Raw genomic sequence first — 18,620 nt, forward strand, 5'->3', positions numbered from 1 at the left:
TCTGATCGTCTTTTTGTCACTCCGGAGCATGTTCAATGAAGAAGCTGCCAGTAATCCTTCTTTTTCTGTTTCTGCTGACTGCCTGTTCATCGTTGGTGTCCGATCCGGATGTGCGGGTTTCCCGCGTAAACGTCGTCGGCTTCGACAGCAGCGGCCTCGACCTTGAGTTTTACCTGAATGTGTCGAACCCCAACTCGTTCGGCGTGACATTGCAGGGCTACAGCTACGACGTGCAGGTGATGGCCCTGCCGGTCGCACGGGGGGGAGCCAGGGAGAGGGTTGAGTTCAAGGCGGAGTCCATGACCGACATGCGCCTGCCGGTCCGGGTTCAGTATCGAGATCTGCTGGAGGTCATAAAGCGTCGCCCCGATCCGGACCGGATACCGTACCGACTGAACGCGGGGCTTGACCTGGATACTCCAGTGGGGCGGATGAACGTTCCCATCGACAGGACCGCTACCTTCGCCGTACCCGAGGAATACCGTCCCTCCTGGATGTTGAAGCAGGTTTCCGATATTTTCGACAGGATAAGGCCATGAATGTCATCGATGTAACAGCCCTCCAGAAGCATTACGGCCTTCGCAACGTGCTCGACCAGGTCACATTCGCGGTGGGTGAGGAGGAAAAGGTTGGTCTGATAGGAGTGAACGGCAGCGGGAAATCCACCCTCCTCCGAATCCTGGCGCGGCTGGAAGATAGTGATGGCGGTACCATTGCCACCAAGCGCGGCGCACGGATCGGGTACCTTCCTCAGGAGCCGATTCTGGACGACACGTTGACCGTGGGAGAGGAGATCGAACGGGGACTCGCGGAGATCCGCACTGCTCTTGCGGAATTCGGCGAAATAGCGCGACTCCTTGAGAAGGGGGGTGGGGACCCGAAACTTCTCGACCGTCAGGGAGAGCTGTCGGCGTGGATAGAGCATCATGGAGGATGGAATACCGACTACCGGATCAAACAGGTGATGGAGCACCTCGGTCTGACAGACTCCACCCAGCAGATCCTTGAACTTTCCGGTGGCACCAAACGTCGCGTCGCCCTGGCCCGGCTCCTCCTGGAGGCTCCCGACCTGCTGCTCCTCGACGAGCCGACGAACCATCTGGATGCAGAAACCACCGAATGGCTGCAGGAGTGGCTCAAGGCTTATCCCGGGGCAGTGATGCTCATAACCCATGACCGCTATTTCCTCGACCGGGTTGCGGGGCGGATGCTGGAGCTTGAGCAGGGTCGGGTGACAGGCTTTCCGGGCGGATATTCTGCATACCTGGAGGGAAAGGAGGCCCAGCTTGCCCAGGAGGCGCGCGCCGAATCGCGGCTCCTCAACCTCCTGCGCATCGAGACAGCCTGGATCCGGCGCGGCGCCAAGGCTCGCACGACGAAACAGAAAGCACGCATCGACCGTTATCAGCAGTTGCAGGATAAGGCCGTGCGGGTCACACGAAGGGAAACCAGGCTCGACTTCGGCGGCGAGGCGGAGCTGGGAGGCACGATCCTGGAGCTTGCCGACGTGAGAAAAGGGTACGGGGAGAAGGTCCTGGTGGAGGGACTGACTTTCGGCATGAAACGGGGGGACAGGGTCGGCATCATCGGCCCCAACGGCTGCGGGAAAACGACCCTGCTGCGTATGGTCATCGGTGAGGAGCTGCCCGATTCGGGGAAGGTGGTGCTGGGGAAGAAGACCCGTATAGCCTATTTCGACCAGCAGCGTGCGCTTCTCGATCCGGAGGCCACCATCTACGATTTCTTCGGCGATGGTGACTATGTCACTGTTCGCGGCGAGCGGCGCCACAAAATCGGCTACCTTGAGGACTTCCTCTTCCGGCCCGACGACCGCCGGCGGAAAATAGGTACGCTTTCGGGTGGAGAGAAGAGCCGGCTGATCCTTGCCAGGCTTATGCTGGAGGAGGCGAACCTCCTCATCCTCGACGAGCCCACCAACGATCTCGACATCCCGACCCTGCAGCTCCTCGATGCAGCCCTGACCGACTTCCCCGGCTGTGTCCTGGTAGTGACCCATGACCGGTTTTTTCTGGACAAGGTAGCCACCGGGATTCTCGCGTTCGGGCAGGGGGGACGAGCTACGTTCTACGAGGGGAACTATACTCTGTACCGGCAACTGAAAGACGAGGAAGAGCAACCGCAGCCCGTATCGGGAAAATCTGCGCCTCAGGCCCGCCGAGAAGAGAAACAGAAGCCGAAGCGCGGGCTTACCTACGCGGAGCGGCTTGAACTGGAGCGGGTCGAAGCGGAGATAGCCGAGCTGGAGGGGCGGAAGGCGGAAGTAGAACGGATGCTGGCCGATCCTTCGGGGTATGAAGGGTTTCCGGGTGGGATCGGTGCACTTTCCAGCGATTACGATGAGGTTCAGCGGCTGCTCTCGGAACGCTACGATCGCTGGGAAGAGCTGGAACTGAAAAAGGAGGAGGGTACATGCCGACCCTGATGTTCATGCTGATGATGTTCTGTGCGGGAATAACGGTTGCACTGCAGCCTTCCATAAACGCGCGGCTGGCGCAGAAGGTGGGGATCCTGGAGAGTGCCTGCATCTCCTTCGCCGTCGGTACGGTTGCACTGCTGCTGGTGGTCCTCGTTTCCGGCAGGGTCGGCTTTCGCGGAGCCGGCGGGGCACTGTGGTGGGAGTGGACCGGAGGGCTCCTGGGGGCGCTGTTCGTTTCGACTACCATAGTTGCAGTGCCCAGGATCGGTACCGCAGCGGCGATGGCCGCCACCATAGCCGCGCAGTTGATGACCGGCATACTTCTCGATCATTTCGGGCTTTTCGGGCTCAAGCAGGTTCCCTTCGATCTTAAACGGCTTGCGGGAATGCTTCTTCTCCTGGCGGGCGCGGCGCTGGTCTTCCGCCGCTGAGAGAATCGCCAGCGCCACCTGTCGTTCATAAAAAAAAGCCCTTAGAAGGGCTTTTTTTATGAGTGTTCTGCCCGTCATGCACGCAGCTTGAACCGCCCTACCTGCTGCTGAAGGTCTTCCGACAGCTCGGTCAGCCTGGTTGCAGCTGCGGCGGTTTCCTGGGCGCCCCGTGAGGTTTCCTGGACGACGTTCGTGATCATGTGGATGTTGCTGCTGATCTCGCTCGTGGTCGAATTCTGCTGCTCCGCTGCGGTTGCGATCTGGTTTACCTGCATGGTGACCGAATTGATCTTGTCGAGGATTTCACGAAGAGCATCCCCTGATCTGCCGGCCTCTTCGGTCCCTTTTTCCACTTCCCGCACACCCTCTTCCATGGTATTGACCGCGCTCTTTGTGTCGAGCTGGATGGTTTTGATCATCTCGCCTATTTCTCTTGTCGCTTTGGTCGTACGTTCCGCCAGGGCGCGCACTTCGTCCGCCACCACGGCGAAGCCGCGTCCCTGCTCTCCGGCGCGAGCCGCTTCTATTGCAGCATTCAGGGCGAGCAGGTTGGTTTGATCGGCTATATCCTCTATGGTCCCTATTATCTCGCCGATATGGTCCGAACGCTTTCCAAGGACCTCGATGGTGGAAGCGGACTGCTTGACCTTCCCGGCGATCTGGTTCATTACCGCTACGGTCTTTTCGACCACTGCGGTTCCTGCCTGGGCAGATTCCGTTGCCACCTTGGATTCCTCGGCGGCATTGAGGCAGTTCTCGGCTATTTCGCACGAGGTGGCAGCCATCTCCTCGCTTGCAGTGGCTACCGTGCCGGTCTGGGTCACTGCGTCGCCGATCCCCTCAACCATCTTTCCAGAGGTGGCCGAAAGTTGACCGGCCGCGGCGGAAAGGTCGGTGGCGGTCTGCGCTATGCGGGAAACCATGTCGTGCATCTTTTCCATCAGCCGGTTTATACCATCCGCCAGGCTCCCTATTTCATCGTCAGAAGAATGATCCAGCTTCTTCGTCAGGTCGCCACCGCCGCTCGCCAGTTCATCTACTGTGGAGGAGAAGTGGAGGATGTGCCGAATTATCGCCCTGCTGAAGAACAGGTACATGGTTACGAGCAGCAGCAGGAATGCAGTCACTCCCGCTGCCACGAGCGCAAGTGTAAGCTTCCGAGAGCTGTCATACCCTTCCTGGATCGATGTGGTGAGTAGGAGACCGCCCAGGTACCTGGGGCCGGAGTCGTGGCATGACTGGCACCGCTGTTCGTTCAGCAGCGGAACAGCCATGTTGAGGGTGTGTACGCCGTTCGCTACTGTTTCGAACTCCACGGGCTGCCCCTTCTCGAATGCCTGTTTGACGGAGGGAATGGGTGCTCCGGCCTCCTTTTCGGTCTCCTTCCCATCGGCGTCCGTTATTTTCAGGTCCAGGAGGAACTTTCTTTCTTTAGCTTCCCTTATATAGCGGCTGACCTCTTTGGAGTCCCCCTTCATCATGTATTCGTCAATATCCTTGAGGATGATCGCTGCGACGTTCCGGGTCTGGTTCCGCTCGAGCTTCATGGTTGCGTTCCACTGGAGCCAGATCGAGATGGCCCCGAGGGAAACGAATCCGATGGTGAGGGTGGCTCCAAGAATCGCGAGTACCTTGAAAGTCAGCTTTTTCTTTAGCATATATTCACACTCCTTCGTTTCTACACCGGCACATAACGTTGGTTCATCGTATCGACCGCCACCATTCAATCTTTAGTGTGAAACTACGTCGGGCCTCAGAGGTGGCCTTGCGCGTTTTGCTAAAGACCCCGGAGGGTGGGGACGATATGAAGCCTTAAAACATGATCTTGAAGGAGCACATATGAATGAACCAGTCGTTCAGGTTCCAGCTTCAGGCTTTGTTCTAGCCGATATTGCCGATCTCGCGGCGGAGACCGGGAGGGAAACATGAGGAAATCAATTCTGATAGCAGTCATCGCAGCCCTCATGGCTGCCGCACCTTCGCATGCGGGTGTCAAGACTGTGGGACGGGGGGATACCCTCAATTTCGATCCCTCCGGCTTCCCTCCCGCAATGAGGACCAACTTCGATATCCTGAGGATCAAGTGTGTGAAATGCCACACTATGGAACGCACGGTCGTGGCAATAACTACCGGAATTGCTCCCATCACTTCACAGCCCTTCGACCGGAACGCGACCAAGATGTACGGCATAAAGATGATGCGCAAGCCTGACTCCAACATGAACAAGCAGGAGGTCAAGGCCACGGTGGATCTGATGAATTATCTGCTTGACCAGGCGGCGCGCTGAATAACGGTCTGAGCAAAGGAGGATCTTATGAATAAAGCTGCGTGGATATTTTTTCTCCTGTTGACCGCCTGGCCGTTTTCTGGCCGGGCCGAGGAGATAGTGATTGCAGGGGGAGGGGCGGCCATCGCACACGTTTTCGCCCCAATGAAGGAGGATTTCGAGAAGAACACCGGAATAGTCCTTACACTTAAGCCGATGAATGCGGTTAAGGCGCTTGTCACGCTTCAGGAGGAGAAAGCCGATGCGGCAACGGCCGCGCATTCGTTGAGGGACCTCGTGCAGAACGGCGCCCGGGACGGAATCAAGCTTGACGCTTCCGCATTCAGGAGCATGGAGGTCGCGCAGAATCGCCTCGTGGTCATGGTCAACAAGGCGAACCGGATTTCCGCCCTCGACAGGTCTCAGCTGCGGGACCTCTTCTCCGGCAGGATCACCAACTGGAAAGAGCTGGGAGGAGCCGACGAGCCTGTCACCGTCGTGTGGGGGACGGACACTGTCGGGCAGAATTCCCAGTTCGTAAGGGAGGTTCTGGATGGGGAGCCGGTGTCTTCTGCTGCGCTGAAAGTCACCGACTACCTGAGCATCAGGGACAAGGTCGCATCCGTTCCGGGTGCCGTGGGGATAGATCCTCAAGGCTTTGTGAATGCGAGCATTAATGTCCCGGATATACCCCTGATATCGAGTCCGATCATGCTGTTCACCAAGGGAGAGCCTCCGCCCAAGATCAAAAAGCTCCTGGAGTTTTACGAAGCGGAGTTCTCCTTTGTCCAGTGATGTTTTCGCTGGCGAAGCTGCGTCAATAGGCGCTAATGCGCCGGTTTCACTTGTGAATCACTGACTGTTCTGCTATAAAACATACGCCCGAAGGGGGCAACGGTGCGTGCGGTTCATCTGCAGCACCGTCCTCTTTTTTTGTGGCGAGCCGGCGACGGTGACGATCCACCCTGCCGGTGAACGGAGAAAAAAGATGGTGCGAAACTCGAAGTTAGGGGTCCGGCTTATCGGATCGTTCATGATCATGGCGCTCATCGTCGGGATCACCGGCGCATATGGCGTAATCAGCATGAACCGGGTTGCGGATCGGACCCAGAACATGCTGAAGAACCTGGCGAGCCAGCAGAAGCTCATCCTCCACATGATCGTGACGCAGAAGGATTGTCGTGTGTCGCTCCTCCAGGCGGCGGTGATCGGCAATGCCGAAAAACTCGAGGAGTACGCCGAAGATTATGAGGTCAAAAGTGAGCTTTTCAAAAGCCAGTGCGGATATATCCTCAAAGGGAACGATAAGCTGGGGATCAAGCCGGCTTCCCCCGGAAGCGATATCGAAAAACGGACCATTGCCGCCCTTTCCCACTGGTCATCCTTCGAAGAAGTAGCCGGGCAGCTTCTGGCGGCGAAGCGTGCCGGATCGGATGTGGAGCGCCTTGCGGGCGAGCGCCTCGACGAGGTCAGCGACAAGGCGAAGGAGGCGGTGGACGACCTCCTGATCGCCGTAGGAACAAAGATCACCGATGCAAACAAAGAAATAGAGTGGATTCAGAGCACCTCCGGCCTCACCTTCACCGCGGTGATCATCGCTGCGGTCATCCTGGGCCTCGCTCTCGGCCTCTTCACGACTCGCAATCTCGTTAAGCGGATCAGCACCATGGCTCAGGCCATCAACCAGGGGGCAGAGGGAGATCTGAGAACCCGGCTGAGTGTCGATTCAACCGATGAACTCGGTGTCCTCGCCGCGGATTACAACACGATGGTAGCCCGTCTCGGAGAAGGGATCGGGAAAGTCAACGCTTCTGCCGGGGAGCTCACGTCGATCTCCGCGGGAATTGCCGATGCGTCGAAGCAGGTTTCCTCGTCGGCGAACCTCCAGGCGGATAGCATCGGCAAAACTTCCGCTGCAGTATCGGACATAAACGAATCCATTATCGGAGTTGCTAAAGGGGTGGAACTGCTGTCGCAGTCCACATCGGAAAGCTCTTCTTCCATTCTCGAAATGGCGGCTAGCATAGATGAGGTAGCTCAGAACATGGAGAACCTGACCATGGCGGTCGAAGAGGTGAGCTCCTCCATAATCGAGATGGCTGCATCCATCAAGCAGGTCGATAAAGGCGTCATCACCCTCATGGATGCTTCCAACACTACCGCTTCTTCTATCATGCAGATGGACAACTCCATCAAGCAGGTGGAGATGAGCGCCAAGGAAACAGCCGAGATTTCGGAGGAGGCACGTCGGGACGCGGAGGAGGGAAGACAGGCGGTGGAGGCCGCCATCCTCGGGATGGGGGAGATAAAGCGCTCCTCCCGCATTGCGTCCGAGGCCATAGAATCATTGTCTGCCAAGGCCGAGGATATCGGTACCATCCTTTCCGTGATCGACGAAGTAGCGGAGCAGACGAATCTTCTGGCCCTCAACGCTGCAATCATCGCTTCACAGGCAGGTGAACACGGCAAGGGGTTCGCCGTTGTCGCCGACGAGATAAAAGAGCTGGCGGAGCGTACAAGCAGCTCGATCCGTGAGATAGCCCTGGTCATAAAAGGTGTTCAGGACGAGACGATCCGTGCGGTGGAGGCCATCAACGAATCGGAAAAGACCATCGCGGGTGGTGAACTTCTATCCCAGAAGTCGGGAGAAGCCCTCATCAAGATCGTGACCGGGGTCGAAAAGTCAACGGAGCGGATGGCGGAGATAGCCCGGGCAACCGTGGAGCAGTCCCGCGGCAGCCAGGTCATCAGGTTCGCCATGGAGCGGGTATCCGACATGGTGGAGCAGATCGCAAAGGCGACGCGGGAGCAGGGGCAGGGGAGCGAAATGATCACTGCCTCCGTGGAGCGCATGAAACAGCTCACGACGAAGGTGCGGATCTCCACACGGGAGCAGAGCAACGCAGGCAGCTTTGTCGCGAGATCGACGGAAGACATAACCCGGATGATCCAGCAGATCAAGATGGCGTGCGACGAGCAGAGCAGGGGGAGCAGCCAGATCGTCGTTGCCATGAAAGACATAGAGCAGTCCACTACGATAAATCTGGATGCCACTGCGGTTCTGAACCGGGCAGTCGGCAACCTCCTGGAGCAGGCGGAGGTCATGCAGCGGGAGATGGGCGTTTTCAAGACCTGAGGCAGGCTCGCAGGAAGGTCGTTCCGCGGAAGCGTATCCCGCCCCTACGGCCTCCCACCTTCCACCCAACCCCTCTCCGTCTCATCTCGGCAGGCTTTCAGAAAGCTAAAACAAAACTGAACAAATCTCTAAGAATCGCCAGTCCTTCTTATTGCTGGAAGAACGAACGGAGGTCATGTGGGAAGATTAAGTGAAACCTTTGCCCGTCTGAAGAAGAGCGGAGAGAAGGCGCTAGTTACATTCATAACGGCAGGAGACCCCGATCTCGCCGTCACCGAAAAGCTGATCCCCATACTGGCTGAAGCAGGGGCTGACGTAATCGAGCTGGGGATCCCGTTCTCCGACCCGATGGCTGATGGACCGACTATCCAGAAATCTTCCGAGCGTGCCCTCGCTTCCGGGACGACTCTCCCGGACATACTGGAGATGGTGAAACGGGTTCGCCGTCATTCCCAGGTCCCCTTGGTGCTTATGGGGTACTATAATCCCATTTTCCTCTACGGCCAGGATAGGTTTGCCACAGATGCCGTTGCGGCGGGTGTCGACGGTGTCCTCCTTGTTGATCTTCCTCCCGAGGAAGCGGAAGTCTTCAAGGCTAAGGCTAAGGAGGCGGGGCTCGATACGGTATTTCTCCTGACCCCGACGGCAAACGCCGGGAGGATTGCCCAGGTCCGGCGTTTCGGCAGCGGCTTCGTCTACTACGTGTCGGTCACCGGGGTCACGGGAGCAAGGAGCTCGGTGGACGCCTCTGTGTTCGAACGTGTCGCCGAGATACGCGGGCAACTGAAGCTGCCGGTCGCCGTCGGTTTCGGAATCTCCTCTCCTGAGCAGGCAGCGCAGGTCGCGAAAGTTGCGGACGGCGTTGTGGTGGGAAGCGCCATCGTGAAGCTGTTCGAGGAATTCCATGGAGATGAGCTGAGTTCAAGGCTTGCCGTCTTTGTGAGGGGGTTGAAGGAGGGGATTGCACGGACGGCCGACGCGCCTGAGGGTAGGGTGAAATGAATTGACACTACCATCCTTTTCCGGTAATAGACGGGTTTATTGAGGCTAAAATCGTTCCACTGAGGTTATAAAAGACATGGCATGGTTCAGAAGAGAAAAGGCTCCGCTTCTACAGGCGGAAGGGAAGAAGGTCCGGGTTCCGGAAGGACTGTGGACCAAGTGCTCGAACTGCAACGCCACCCTCTATACCAAAGAGCTGGAAAAGAACCTGAACGTCTGCCCGACGTGCAATTTCCACTTTCGCATCTCCGCGCGAAAAAGGCTGGAGCTGCTCCTGGACGAAGGTAGCTTTGTAGAGCATGACGCCGGGATGGTGTCGGTGGATTTTCTGAAGTTCAAGGACTCCAAGAGCTACCAGGACCGGATAGATGCTGCCGTCGCCAAGGGAGGCTCAAAGGACGCGGTCATCTGCGGCTCCGGTGCTGTGGACGGAACCCCGGTGCATATCTCTGTCTTCGATTTTTCCTTCATGGGGGGAAGCATGGGCAGCGTCGTAGGGGAGAAGATCACACGTGCCATCGAGCGGGGCGTTGAGGAAAACACGCCCGTCATCGTCGTATCCGCATCCGGAGGGGCGAGGATGCAGGAGAGCATTCTCTCTCTCATGCAGATGGCCAAGACTTCCGCCGCTCTGGCTAAACTGCGCCGGAAGGGACTTCCGTTCGTTTCCATCCTGACCGACCCGACCACCGGAGGTGTAACCGCCAGCTTCGCCATGCTTGGAGACATCAACATGGCGGAGCCGAAGGCGCTCATAGGTTTTGCAGGCCCCCGCGTCATCGAGCAGACCATCCGTCAGAAACTCCCGGAAGGTTTCCAGCGCGCCGAGTACCTCCTCGACCACGGGATGGTAGATGTCATCGTGGACAGGAAAGACATGAAGGAGAGGTTGTCGCAGATCCTCAAGATGCTCTGCCACGCCTGTTAGAGGTTGCTGAAAAGCAGCCATCTCGCCGCCGTCCTCGAAAGCCGCCTTGTGCGGCGTAGCGCGGCTACGCCTCCGCGGGGCTTTCTGCGGGTGCGACGATCTGGCTGCTTTTGAGCAACCTGAGGTTAAAACAGCGTAAGGTCACATCTTTCGCAAAGGTTAAAGCGGCGCCAGATTCGCGATGATTCCGTCGTCGGCGACGACCGATGGCCCGCAGGCGTAGCAACGCTACGTCGAGGAGCCTGAGGAGAAGCCGGCGGCGGAAGGGCGCGAATATGGCGTCGCCTCCCCCGCCCAATTTGGTGGACTTTTCCCCCCCCATTCCCTATAATCCCCGCCTGTCATGGACTATCAGGAGACCCTTGCACATATATTCAGCAGGGGGCGATTCGGCATAAAGCCCGGGCTGGAGAGGGTCCGTCTCCTCCTTCGGCGGCTCGGTGACCCCCACCAGCAGCTACGCGTAATACACATTGCCGGCACTAACGGCAAGGGCTCGACAGCAGCCTTCCTGGCTTCCATCCTCCGATGTGGCGGAGTCCGGGCAGGGCTGTTCACATCTCCCCACCTCGTCAGCTTTACTGAGCGATTCCGTATAGACGGCGCGGAAATAACCCAGGATGCGGTTGTCGCAGTCGCACAAAGGGTCCTTGAGGCGGCTCCGCCGGAAGCAACCTTCTTCGAGCTTGTAACGGCCATGGCATATCTCCACTTCGCGGAGCAGAGTGTCGAGGCGGCGGTGATCGAGGCTGGAATGGGGGGGGGAGCCGACGCCACCAACGTCGCCGACGGTGTCCTGTCAGTCATCACCCCCATCAGCATCGACCATGCTGAATATCTGGGGAATACGCTCGCTGCTATTGCCGGGGAGAAGGCGGGGATCATCAAGCCGGGGCGTCCGGTAGTAGCAGCCGCGCAGCAGCCGGAAGCGCTGGAGGTGATCGAGCGCTCCTGTCTCGCTTCGGCAAGCTCCTGCTATCGCTTCGGCGATGATTTTGCGGCTTCCTGGGACGGCAGTTCCCTCGGTTACCGCGGTCTGTCAGCCTCCCTCCAAGGGCTGATTCCGGGGATAGGCGGGAGGTATCAGTCCGGCAATGCGGCCTGTGCGCTTGCTGCCGCAGAGATCCTCGGCGGCATCGGTTTCCCGTTGGACGAGGAGGCATTGCGTTCGGGGATTGAACATGCAAGCTGGCCGGGGCGTATGGAGCTCTTCCTTCGTGAAGGGGTCCGCGTGCTGCTGGACGGGGCACACAACCCTGCCGGCGCCGAGGCGCTTGCCGAATCCCTCACCTACATCCCCCGGCGCAGGCTCTTTTTAGTGACGGGGGTCATGGGGGACAAGGACGCTGAACTGATAGCTCCGATCCTGCCGCTTGCTTACGAAGTCTATGCAGTGGCCCCTGCTCTGGAGAGGGCGCTTCCATCGGCGGGTCTCGCTGCGCTCTGCCGCAGCCGCGGCGCCAACTGCCGCAATGCTGGAGGGGTTTCGGAGGGGCTTGACCAGGCCTGCCGCGCCGCTTCTCCGGACGATCTGGTTCTCGTCTGCGGATCCCTCTTTACCGTAGGGGAAGCCCGAGCGTCTCTCACGGGGGCAAAATTCCAGCCGATCCGGGGTTGACTCCGGAGGCATCTGCTGGAAGTCCCTTCGCCGGGGGGCCTCTTGCGACTCCACGGCTCACTGGTCAAACTATCAGGCTGTCCTGACAGCTCCATCTTCACCGGAGCGGGAATACGGCTTGATTCCGCCGGCCGGTTTTCCTCCGGCCGCCTTCGACAATTACTCTCTTGGAGCCGTCTGGTGCGCCATGGTTTTACTCTCATACCGCTGCTGATCCTTGCTCTGGCCGGGATCGCCGCCGCGGAAGATCTCTCCGGTGCCGGACCAGTCAAGATCACCGCCGACTCCCTCTCCCACGACCGCGCCACGTCAACCTACCTGGCGGAGGGGAACGTGCGGATCGACTGGGAGGACGCGACCCTTACCGCGGACCGGGCATCCGTCGACCAGCAGAAGAACCAAGCGCTGGCGGAGGGGGGCGTGACGCTCGTGAAGGAGGGCGATGTGCTCAGGAGCGACCGTCTCGCCATCGATATCGTTACGGGAGAGGGGGAAGTGATCAACGGCGACCTCTTCGTGCCCCGGAACAATTTCCACCTCCGTGCCGGAAGACTCGCCCGGACAGGTCCGGAAGATTACCGGATGGAAAGTGGGTCCTTCACTACCTGCGACGGCGACGACCCGAGCTGGAGCTTTTCGGCCAAGCGACTCGATGTCACTCTCGAAGAGTACGCCACCGCACGGGATGCGATCTTCTACATCAAAGACTTCCCCGTCTTCTACTTCCCATATCTGATCTTTCCCGTTAAAACCGAACGGCAGTCCGGATTCCTCTTTCCCCGCATCGGAAGCTCGACCAAGAAAGGGTTTTACCTGGACCTTCCCTACTACTGGGCGATCTCTCCCAGCCAGGACGTTACCTTCAACCTCGACCTCCAGACCAGACGCGGAGTGGGAACCGGTGCCGATTACCGCTATATCCGCAGGCAGGGGAGCGACGGCCAGGCGAGGGGGTACGGCATATACGACACCGACCGTAGCCGCTTCCGCGGGGACCTGGAGGCGAAGCACCGGGAATTTTTCTCCGATACGCTCTACGCCAAGGGGGACATCGCTGTCGTTACCGACCGCGATTTCTACCGGGATTTTTCCACCGATACCGGAATATACAACCGGCAGCTCCTCGACTCGTCCGTTTCCCTCACCAAAACCTGGGAAAACAGCGTGCTTGCGGGAGAAGTCCGCTATGTTCAGGATCTGGAGGCGCCCAACAACCGGCTTACCCTGCAGCGGCTTCCGTCCATCACCTATACGCTCCTTGAGCGGCAGCTCCCCGTACTCCCCCTTTCCTTCGGCCTCGATGCTTCCTTCGTCAATTTCTACCGGGAGGAAGGGGGGCAGGGGCGGCGGATCGACCTTCATCCGGTTCTCTCCCATCGTGCTCCCATTCCCGGAGGTGCGCTGATGCTCTGGGGGGGATACAGGCAACGGCTGTACGACTCTTCGTCCGAAGGGGATGCCGGTTTTCGAAGTTCCGGTATCGCAGATGCTGGCGCTGTCGCCACTACTACCCTGGAGCGGGTGTACGAGCCCCGTTGGGGCGCTGTCGAACGGGTGAGGCATACCCTGATTCCGGAACTAGGCTACCGGTTCGTGGATAGCAAGAACCAGGAAGGACTCCCCTTCTTCGACTTCAACGACCGGGTGGTCGGGCAGAGCATGGCGACATGGGGGATCAGCAACTTCTTCACCGGCAGGATCGGCGGAGGGGATCTTCCCGAGTACCGGGAGCTTGCCTACCTGCGGCTAAGCCAGGGGTACGAACTGAGCGGCTCACGGCGCGACCTCCTGACGCTCACCGATCCGGCCAGGCCCTGGACGGACATCCGGATCGAATCGCGGTTCACCCCGGTGAAGCAGCTTTCCCTCTCAGCCGACAGCCGTTTCGACCCGTACCGTTTATCGTTTTCCACGGCTGCCGTAGCCGGTGAGGTAAACGACGGGGAGGGAAACATGGCCGGAATCGGCTACCGGACGGCCCGGGGAGTTGTCGAATACCTGGAGGGGAGGCTGGGGGTCGCCCTTGTAAAACCCTTACTTTTCAACTACACTGGGCGCTACTCCTTCGACAGAGCAGGGTTTCTCGAATCGCTTTACACTGTGGAGTTCAAGCGCCAGTGCTGGAGCCTGACCTTTTCCTTCCGCGACCGCCCCGACAACCGGGAATTCCTGGTCGGCTTCACCCTATCGGGGATAGGCGCCGTCGGTCCGGTAAAGGCATTCTGATATTTTAGGAGGTTGTTGAAAAACAGCCATCTCGCCGCCGTCCTCGAAAGCCGCCGTGTGCGGCGTAGCACGGCTACGCCTCCGTGGGGCTTTCTGCGGGTGCGACGATATGTCTATTTTTGAACAACCTTGATTTTCAACAGCTATTTCATATTGAGGAGCGTCCATGACCGACACCTTTACTCCGAGAGCCCTGCTGGTCACCGGTGGCGCCGGCTTTATCGGGTCCAACTTCATTCACAGCTTCATGGCGGGCAACCCCGGATGCCGCGTGGTCAATCTCGACGTACTTACCTATGCCGGAAACCTGAAGAACCTGGCGGGGGTTGAGAAGGATCCCTCCTACCGCTTCGTTCGGGGGGATATCTGCGATGCTTCCCTCGTCGCCAGTATCCTCGCCGAGGAGAATATCGACGCCGTCGTCCACTTCGCTGCCGAATCCCACGTCGACAGGTCCATCACCGGCCCCGAGATCTTCGTGAGAACCAACGTGCTGGGCACCCAGGTGCTTCTGGAGGAGAGCCGGAAACATCGGGATGCGCGCGGAGGCGAACCGTTCCGCTATCTCCAGGTTTCCACCGACGAGGTGTACGGCAGCCTCGGCCCGACCGGCTTCTTCACGGAAGAGACCCCGCTTGCCGCAAATTCTCCCTACTCCGCCAGCAAGGCGGGGGGAGACCTGCTCGTCCGGGCATATCACGAAACCTACGGATTCCCGGCGCTCACTACCCGCTGCTCGAACAACTACGGACCCTTTCATTTCCCGGAAAAGCTGATACCATTGATGATTCATAACATACTTGCGCGGCGCCCGCTTCCCGTCTACGGCGACGGACTCAACGTTCGTGACTGGCTCCACGTGCAAGACCACGCCAGAGCGGTGGAAACGGTCCTCAAAAAGGGCAAACCGGGGGAAGTCTACAATATCGGCGGCCACAACGAGTGGAAGAACATCGATATCGTCAATCTGGTCTGCGATCTCCTGGACCAGCGACTGGGCCGGGGGGCCGGGGAGAGCCGTTCCCTCATCACCTTCGTAAAGGACCGGCCCGGGCATGACCGCCGCTATGCCATCGATGCGGGAAAGATCAAGCGCGAACTGGGATGGGAGCCCGCGTACACCTTCGAGCAGGGAATAGCCGAGACAATCGACTGGTACCTGGCGAACCAGGAGTGGGTGGCGGAAGTGACCTCTGGCGCCTACCGTGACTACTACGACCGCCAGTACGGCGAGCGGGGTGAAGCATGATACTCGTCGTCGGAGCGAACGGAATGCTGGGACGGGACCTCATGCGGGTATTCCAGGGTGAGGCGCGCGGGTTGGATATCGATGAAATCGACATCACCTCCCCTGAATCGGTGCGGCGGGTAATTCTTACGGTGAAGCCCCGGGTCATCATCAATGCAGCCGCCTACACCGACGTTGACGGCTGCGAGAGCGAGCGGGACCGTGCAGTGGAGGTGAATGGCGAAGGGGTTGCCTATCTTTCGATGGCTGCCGGGGAAGCCGGCGCCAAGCTCGTGCAGGTGAGCACAGACTACGTCTTTGACGGCGGAAAAGGAACTCCCTACATCGAAGAGGACATTCCCAGGCCCATCAGCGTCTACGGTGAATCGAAGCTGGCGGGAGAGCTAAACGCGCAGCTCGCCCCCGAGTGGCTCGTGGTGCGGACTCAGTGGCTCTACGGTGTTCACGGCAAGAACTTCGTGGAGACCATGCTGCGAATTGCCTCCGAGAAGAAGGAGGTTTCGGTGGTGGACGACCAGATCGGTTCCCCCACATGGACCAAGGACCTTGCGCGTGCCATCGGAGCGCTTGTTGCCAAAGGATGTCACGGCATCTACCATGCAACCAATTCCGGGACCTGTTCGTGGAACGAGTTCGCCAGGGCGATTTTCGAGGAAGCTGGAGTCCCCATGACCGTGAACTCAATGAGCACGAAGGAGCTGAACCGCCCCGCCCCAAGGCCTCTCTTCTCGGTGCTCGACAACGGCAAGCTCATCCGGGACACCGGGTTCGAGCCGCAGCCGTGGCGGGATGCATTGCGCTGCTACCTTCAGGAGAGGAAGGACCTTTGGGCACATCTTTAATAGTTGAAAAACTCAGGTTGTTCAAAAACAGTCAGATCGTCACACCCGCAGAAAACCGCACGGAGGCGTAGTACCCTCTGGGGCATGAACAGCGCTACGCCGCACACGGCGGCTTTCGAGGACGGCGGCGAGATGAATGTTTTTTCAACAACGAATCGAGGAGGCACATCATGGAACGGGGTGAGCGGCCCTGGGGAACGTACACCGTTCTCGAGGAGAACAAGAACTACAAGATCAAGCGGATCGAAGTGCATCCGGGGCAGCGGCTGTCGCTGCAGATGCATCATCACAGGAGCGAGCACTGGATTGTTGTCTCCGGTACTGCCAAGGTTACCTGTGGCGACAGGGAAGCGATCTACAATATCAACGAATCGACGTTCATTCCCATGGGCACAACTCACAGGCTTGAAAATCCCGGGGTCATCCCACTCATCATCATAGAGGTGCAGAGCGGGGAATATCTTGGTGAGGACGATATCGTGCGCATAGATGACGACTACCAGCGCTGCAGTCCGAAGCCACTTGCTCTCCCCCTTCCCGAGGAAGGTTCCACCCTCGCAATCGCTGCCGAGTAGCCACCTTTCCACGTTACCCAGCCGGGGAGTGCCTCCGGGGCACCCGGCTGGGATCGTCCTCCATCCACCACGTTTATCCTCCCGCAATGACCTTCCGCCTCCTTCAACCTTTGTGACCGCTCCGCTCTCTGCCGAAGAAGCACCGGCTGACATCCTTCAGCGGCATGCTACAATTTCTATAACCCGGGCACGTCATGAATGAGACTTCGGGCGGCTGGACCAAACCATCTGCAGCAAGGGGGGAATATGGCCGGCAACAACAATCCTGTAGTGAAGGAGATCAGGGCAGCCCTGGAGCGGGAGTCGCGGGTAAATCCCCACCGTAACCCCATAAACATCACTTTCGAAGGGGGAGCCGTCATTCTGGAAGGGGAGGTGGAGAGCATAATCGCCAAGAAGATGGCTCTCCACGTAACTGCTGCGGTCAGAGGGGTCGAAGGTATCGTCGACCGGCTGCGGCTGGCTCAGGCGGAGCCGATGGAGGATGGAGCAATCAGGGATCATGTCTGTGATTCCTTCATGCAGGACCTGGCGTTGCGCGAATACACGGTCCGAACCCTGGTCAAGGAGGCATGGGAAGTGCGCCGGGATGTGTCGAGAGCGGGGGGCGTCCTGGAGGTAGAGGTAACCGGCGGCGTCGTCATACTCAACGGCAGGGCCGGAAGCATTTCTCACAAGAGGCTCGCAGGGGTGCTGGCGTGGTGGGTGCCCGGGGTTCGTGACGTTATCAACAGTCTGGAGTTGGACCCTCCCATGGCAGACAACGACTATGAACTGGCCGATGCGGTACTGCTCGTGCTGGGCAAGGACCCCTTCGTGGACGCTTCTCACATCCGGGTCGGATGCAAGGATTATGTGGTGACCCTGGACGGCATAGTGAAGCGTCCGAGGGAGCGTGACATGGCCGAGGCCGACGCCTGGTACGTATTTCAGGTAAACAATGTGGTCAATCGCATACAGGTTGTCGAGGGGGGGTAGCGCATGGCGCGGATTTTTGCCTCTCTATCGAAGAAAAAACGAAGCAGATGAAGTGCATCAACTGAGCTATAAGAGGTGACTGCAATGCGTGGAGGAAACGACCAGGTTCGCCGGGAGCAGAGGGCGGCGAGAACTGCCCTTGCGGGTCTTGCCCTTGCTATCGTCTCCCTGCTCACAGGTATTTCAGCCGGGACAGGAAGCCGACTGGGCCTGTGGCATTTCCGTACCGGGTTCACTATCCTCCACTGGTCGGTCTGGCTTGGTGTACTCTCCTCAATCGTTGCCGTTGCGGGCGCAATTCTCTGCGGAAAGCTGCGGCTTCTGCGGGGGGTTGTAGTTTCCGTTGCCGGACTCGTTCTGGGAGCTATCGTCATTGCTGTCCCGGTAAAGTGGCGCATGAAGGCGACCAGCGTTCCCCCCATTCACGATATCACCACCGATGTCGTGCGCCCCCCCGCGTTCGTGGCGATTCTGCCACTGCGCGAGCAGGCCTCCAATCCTCCGGAGTACGGGGGGCTTCGGGTGGCGGAGCAGCAACAGAGGGGCTACCCCGACATCAAAACACTGATAGTCGAACTTTCACCGGACCAGGCATTTCAGCGGGCGCTGGAGACAGCCCGGAAAATGGGATGGCGGATAGTGGCAACGGTTCCGGCAGAAGGAAGGATCGAAGCAACCGACACCACCTTCTGGTTCGGCTTCATCGACGATATGGTTATCCGGATCACCCCGGCGGGGTACCGGTCCCTCGTGGACATACGCTCGGTATCCCGGGTCGGCAGGAGCGATGCCGGCACCAATGCCGACCGGATACGGCAGTTCCTCCAAAAGCTGAAGACCGGCTAGCCCCGCCGCAACTTCCGCAGCTGTCCGCTGTGCCTTCCGGTTGCCGTGTGTGGAAGTGCTGTGCTATAACCGTAGTCTCGAACAC

16 protein-coding genes are annotated in these 18,620 nt (G+C 59.0%); 15 read left to right on the top strand and 1 reads right to left on the bottom strand.

The features are described 5' to 3' along the window. The first annotated feature begins 35 nt into the window (after nucleotides 1–35). Genes CFB04_RS00180 through CFB04_RS00190 form a run of 3 tightly spaced genes read left to right on the top strand, consistent with a single transcriptional unit; the run spans nucleotide 36 to nucleotide 2,868 of the window. On the top strand, nucleotides 36–539 hold the full coding sequence (locus CFB04_RS00180; RefSeq protein WP_088533382.1) for an LEA type 2 family protein: 504 nt from the start codon (nucleotides 36–38) through the stop codon (nucleotides 537–539). After that, the gene (locus CFB04_RS00185) at nucleotides 536–2,443 is read left to right on the top strand and encodes an ABC-F family ATP-binding cassette domain-containing protein (RefSeq protein ID WP_088533383.1); all 1,908 of its coding nucleotides are present in this window, start codon (nucleotides 536–538) and stop codon (nucleotides 2,441–2,443) included. The genes CFB04_RS00180 and CFB04_RS00185 overlap by 4 nt, the downstream gene beginning before the upstream one ends. After that, complete coding sequence (locus CFB04_RS00190; RefSeq protein WP_088533384.1) at nucleotides 2,431–2,868, top strand: DMT family transporter; 438 nt, start codon at nucleotides 2,431–2,433, stop codon at nucleotides 2,866–2,868. The genes CFB04_RS00185 and CFB04_RS00190 overlap by 13 nt, the downstream gene beginning before the upstream one ends. 74 nt (nucleotides 2,869–2,942) lie before the next feature. Here the strand turns inward: CFB04_RS00190 and CFB04_RS00195 are convergent, their stop codons facing one another. Beyond that, nucleotides 2,943–4,526 carry a methyl-accepting chemotaxis protein gene (locus tag CFB04_RS00195; RefSeq protein ID WP_088533385.1) on the bottom strand — a complete coding sequence of 528 codons (1,584 nt, stop codon included), beginning with the start codon at nucleotides 4,524–4,526 and terminating at the stop codon, nucleotides 2,943–2,945. Nucleotides 4,527–4,793: 267 nt separating this feature from the next. On the opposite strand from CFB04_RS00195, the gene CFB04_RS00200 reads away from it, so the two are divergent. The 12 genes from CFB04_RS00200 (at nucleotide 4,794) to CFB04_RS00260 (ending at nucleotide 18,535) form a co-directional block, all read left to right on the top strand. After that, a complete protein-coding gene (locus CFB04_RS00200) occupies nucleotides 4,794–5,156 on the top strand; it encodes a cytochrome C (RefSeq protein WP_088533386.1) in 363 nt (120 codons plus the stop codon). Between the two features lie 27 nt (nucleotides 5,157–5,183). Next, the gene (locus CFB04_RS00205) at nucleotides 5,184–5,930 is read left to right on the top strand and encodes a substrate-binding domain-containing protein (RefSeq protein WP_088533387.1); all 747 of its coding nucleotides are present in this window, start codon (nucleotides 5,184–5,186) and stop codon (nucleotides 5,928–5,930) included. 106 nt (nucleotides 5,931–6,036) lie between these two features. Further along, entirely contained in the window at nucleotides 6,037–8,271 is a 2,235-nt protein-coding gene (locus tag CFB04_RS00210; RefSeq protein ID WP_369833153.1) for a methyl-accepting chemotaxis protein, read from the top strand. 177 nt (nucleotides 8,272–8,448) lie between these two features. Beyond that, nucleotides 8,449–9,273 (top strand): tryptophan synthase subunit alpha, encoded by an 825-nt coding sequence (gene trpA, locus CFB04_RS00215; RefSeq protein ID WP_088533388.1) that lies wholly within the window; start codon nucleotides 8,449–8,451, stop codon nucleotides 9,271–9,273. Nucleotides 9,274–9,349: 76 nt separating this feature from the next. Further along, nucleotides 9,350–10,201, top strand: a complete 852-nt coding sequence (gene accD, locus CFB04_RS00220) for an acetyl-CoA carboxylase, carboxyltransferase subunit beta (protein WP_088533389.1) — start codon at nucleotides 9,350–9,352, stop codon at nucleotides 10,199–10,201. 343 nt (nucleotides 10,202–10,544) lie between these two features. Beyond that, nucleotides 10,545–11,819, top strand: a complete 1,275-nt coding sequence (locus tag CFB04_RS00230; RefSeq protein WP_088533391.1) for a folylpolyglutamate synthase/dihydrofolate synthase family protein — start codon at nucleotides 10,545–10,547, stop codon at nucleotides 11,817–11,819. Nucleotides 11,820–11,999: 180 nt separating this feature from the next. Beyond that, nucleotides 12,000–14,045: an LPS-assembly protein LptD gene (locus CFB04_RS00235; RefSeq protein WP_231934285.1), complete on the top strand. Its 2,046-nt coding sequence runs from the start codon at nucleotides 12,000–12,002 to the stop codon at nucleotides 14,043–14,045. Between the two features lie 166 nt (nucleotides 14,046–14,211). Next, complete coding sequence (gene rfbB / locus CFB04_RS00240) at nucleotides 14,212–15,294, top strand: dTDP-glucose 4,6-dehydratase (RefSeq protein WP_088533392.1); 1,083 nt, start codon at nucleotides 14,212–14,214, stop codon at nucleotides 15,292–15,294. Next, nucleotides 15,291–16,136, top strand: a complete 846-nt coding sequence (gene rfbD / locus CFB04_RS00245) for a dTDP-4-dehydrorhamnose reductase (protein WP_088533393.1) — start codon at nucleotides 15,291–15,293, stop codon at nucleotides 16,134–16,136. The genes rfbB and rfbD overlap by 4 nt, the downstream gene beginning before the upstream one ends. A 77-nt stretch (nucleotides 16,137–16,213) precedes the next feature. After that, the gene (locus CFB04_RS00250) at nucleotides 16,214–16,711 is read left to right on the top strand and encodes a phosphomannose isomerase type II C-terminal cupin domain (protein WP_255396969.1); all 498 of its coding nucleotides are present in this window, start codon (nucleotides 16,214–16,216) and stop codon (nucleotides 16,709–16,711) included. Between the two features lie 246 nt (nucleotides 16,712–16,957). Then, nucleotides 16,958–17,689, top strand: coding sequence for a BON domain-containing protein (locus CFB04_RS00255; protein ID WP_088533395.1), 732 nt, complete (start codon nucleotides 16,958–16,960; stop codon nucleotides 17,687–17,689). Nucleotides 17,690–17,773: 84 nt separating this feature from the next. Next, nucleotides 17,774–18,535 carry a DUF1499 domain-containing protein gene (locus CFB04_RS00260; RefSeq protein ID WP_088533396.1) on the top strand — a complete coding sequence of 254 codons (762 nt, stop codon included), beginning with the start codon at nucleotides 17,774–17,776 and terminating at the stop codon, nucleotides 18,533–18,535. Nucleotides 18,536–18,620 lie beyond the last annotated feature (85 nt).

It is taken from the genome of Geobacter sp. DSM 9736, assembly GCF_900187405.1.
GTDB lineage: Bacteria > Desulfobacterota > Desulfuromonadia > Geobacterales > Geobacteraceae > DSM-9736.

Coding starts and splice junctions, on each gene's coding strand:
- rfbD (WP_088533393.1), top strand. CDS start 15,291: ATGATACTCGTCGTCGGAGCGAACGGAATGCTGGGACGGGACCTCATG.
- accD (WP_088533389.1), top strand. CDS start 9,350: ATGGCATGGTTCAGAAGAGAAAAGGCTCCGCTTCTACAGGCGGAAGGG.
- CFB04_RS00185 (WP_088533383.1), top strand. CDS start 536: ATGAATGTCATCGATGTAACAGCCCTCCAGAAGCATTACGGCCTTCGC.
- CFB04_RS00205 (WP_088533387.1), top strand. CDS start 5,184: ATGAATAAAGCTGCGTGGATATTTTTTCTCCTGTTGACCGCCTGGCCG.
- CFB04_RS00190 (WP_088533384.1), top strand. CDS start 2,431: ATGCCGACCCTGATGTTCATGCTGATGATGTTCTGTGCGGGAATAACG.
- CFB04_RS00180 (WP_088533382.1), top strand. CDS start 36: ATGAAGAAGCTGCCAGTAATCCTTCTTTTTCTGTTTCTGCTGACTGCC.
- CFB04_RS00200 (WP_088533386.1), top strand. CDS start 4,794: ATGAGGAAATCAATTCTGATAGCAGTCATCGCAGCCCTCATGGCTGCC.
- CFB04_RS00195 (WP_088533385.1), bottom strand. CDS start 4,526: ATGCTAAAGAAAAAGCTGACTTTCAAGGTACTCGCGATTCTTGGAGCC.
- CFB04_RS00230 (WP_088533391.1), top strand. CDS start 10,545: ATGGACTATCAGGAGACCCTTGCACATATATTCAGCAGGGGGCGATTC.
- CFB04_RS00255 (WP_088533395.1), top strand. CDS start 16,958: ATGGCCGGCAACAACAATCCTGTAGTGAAGGAGATCAGGGCAGCCCTG.
- rfbB (WP_088533392.1), top strand. CDS start 14,212: ATGACCGACACCTTTACTCCGAGAGCCCTGCTGGTCACCGGTGGCGCC.
- CFB04_RS00260 (WP_088533396.1), top strand. CDS start 17,774: ATGCGTGGAGGAAACGACCAGGTTCGCCGGGAGCAGAGGGCGGCGAGA.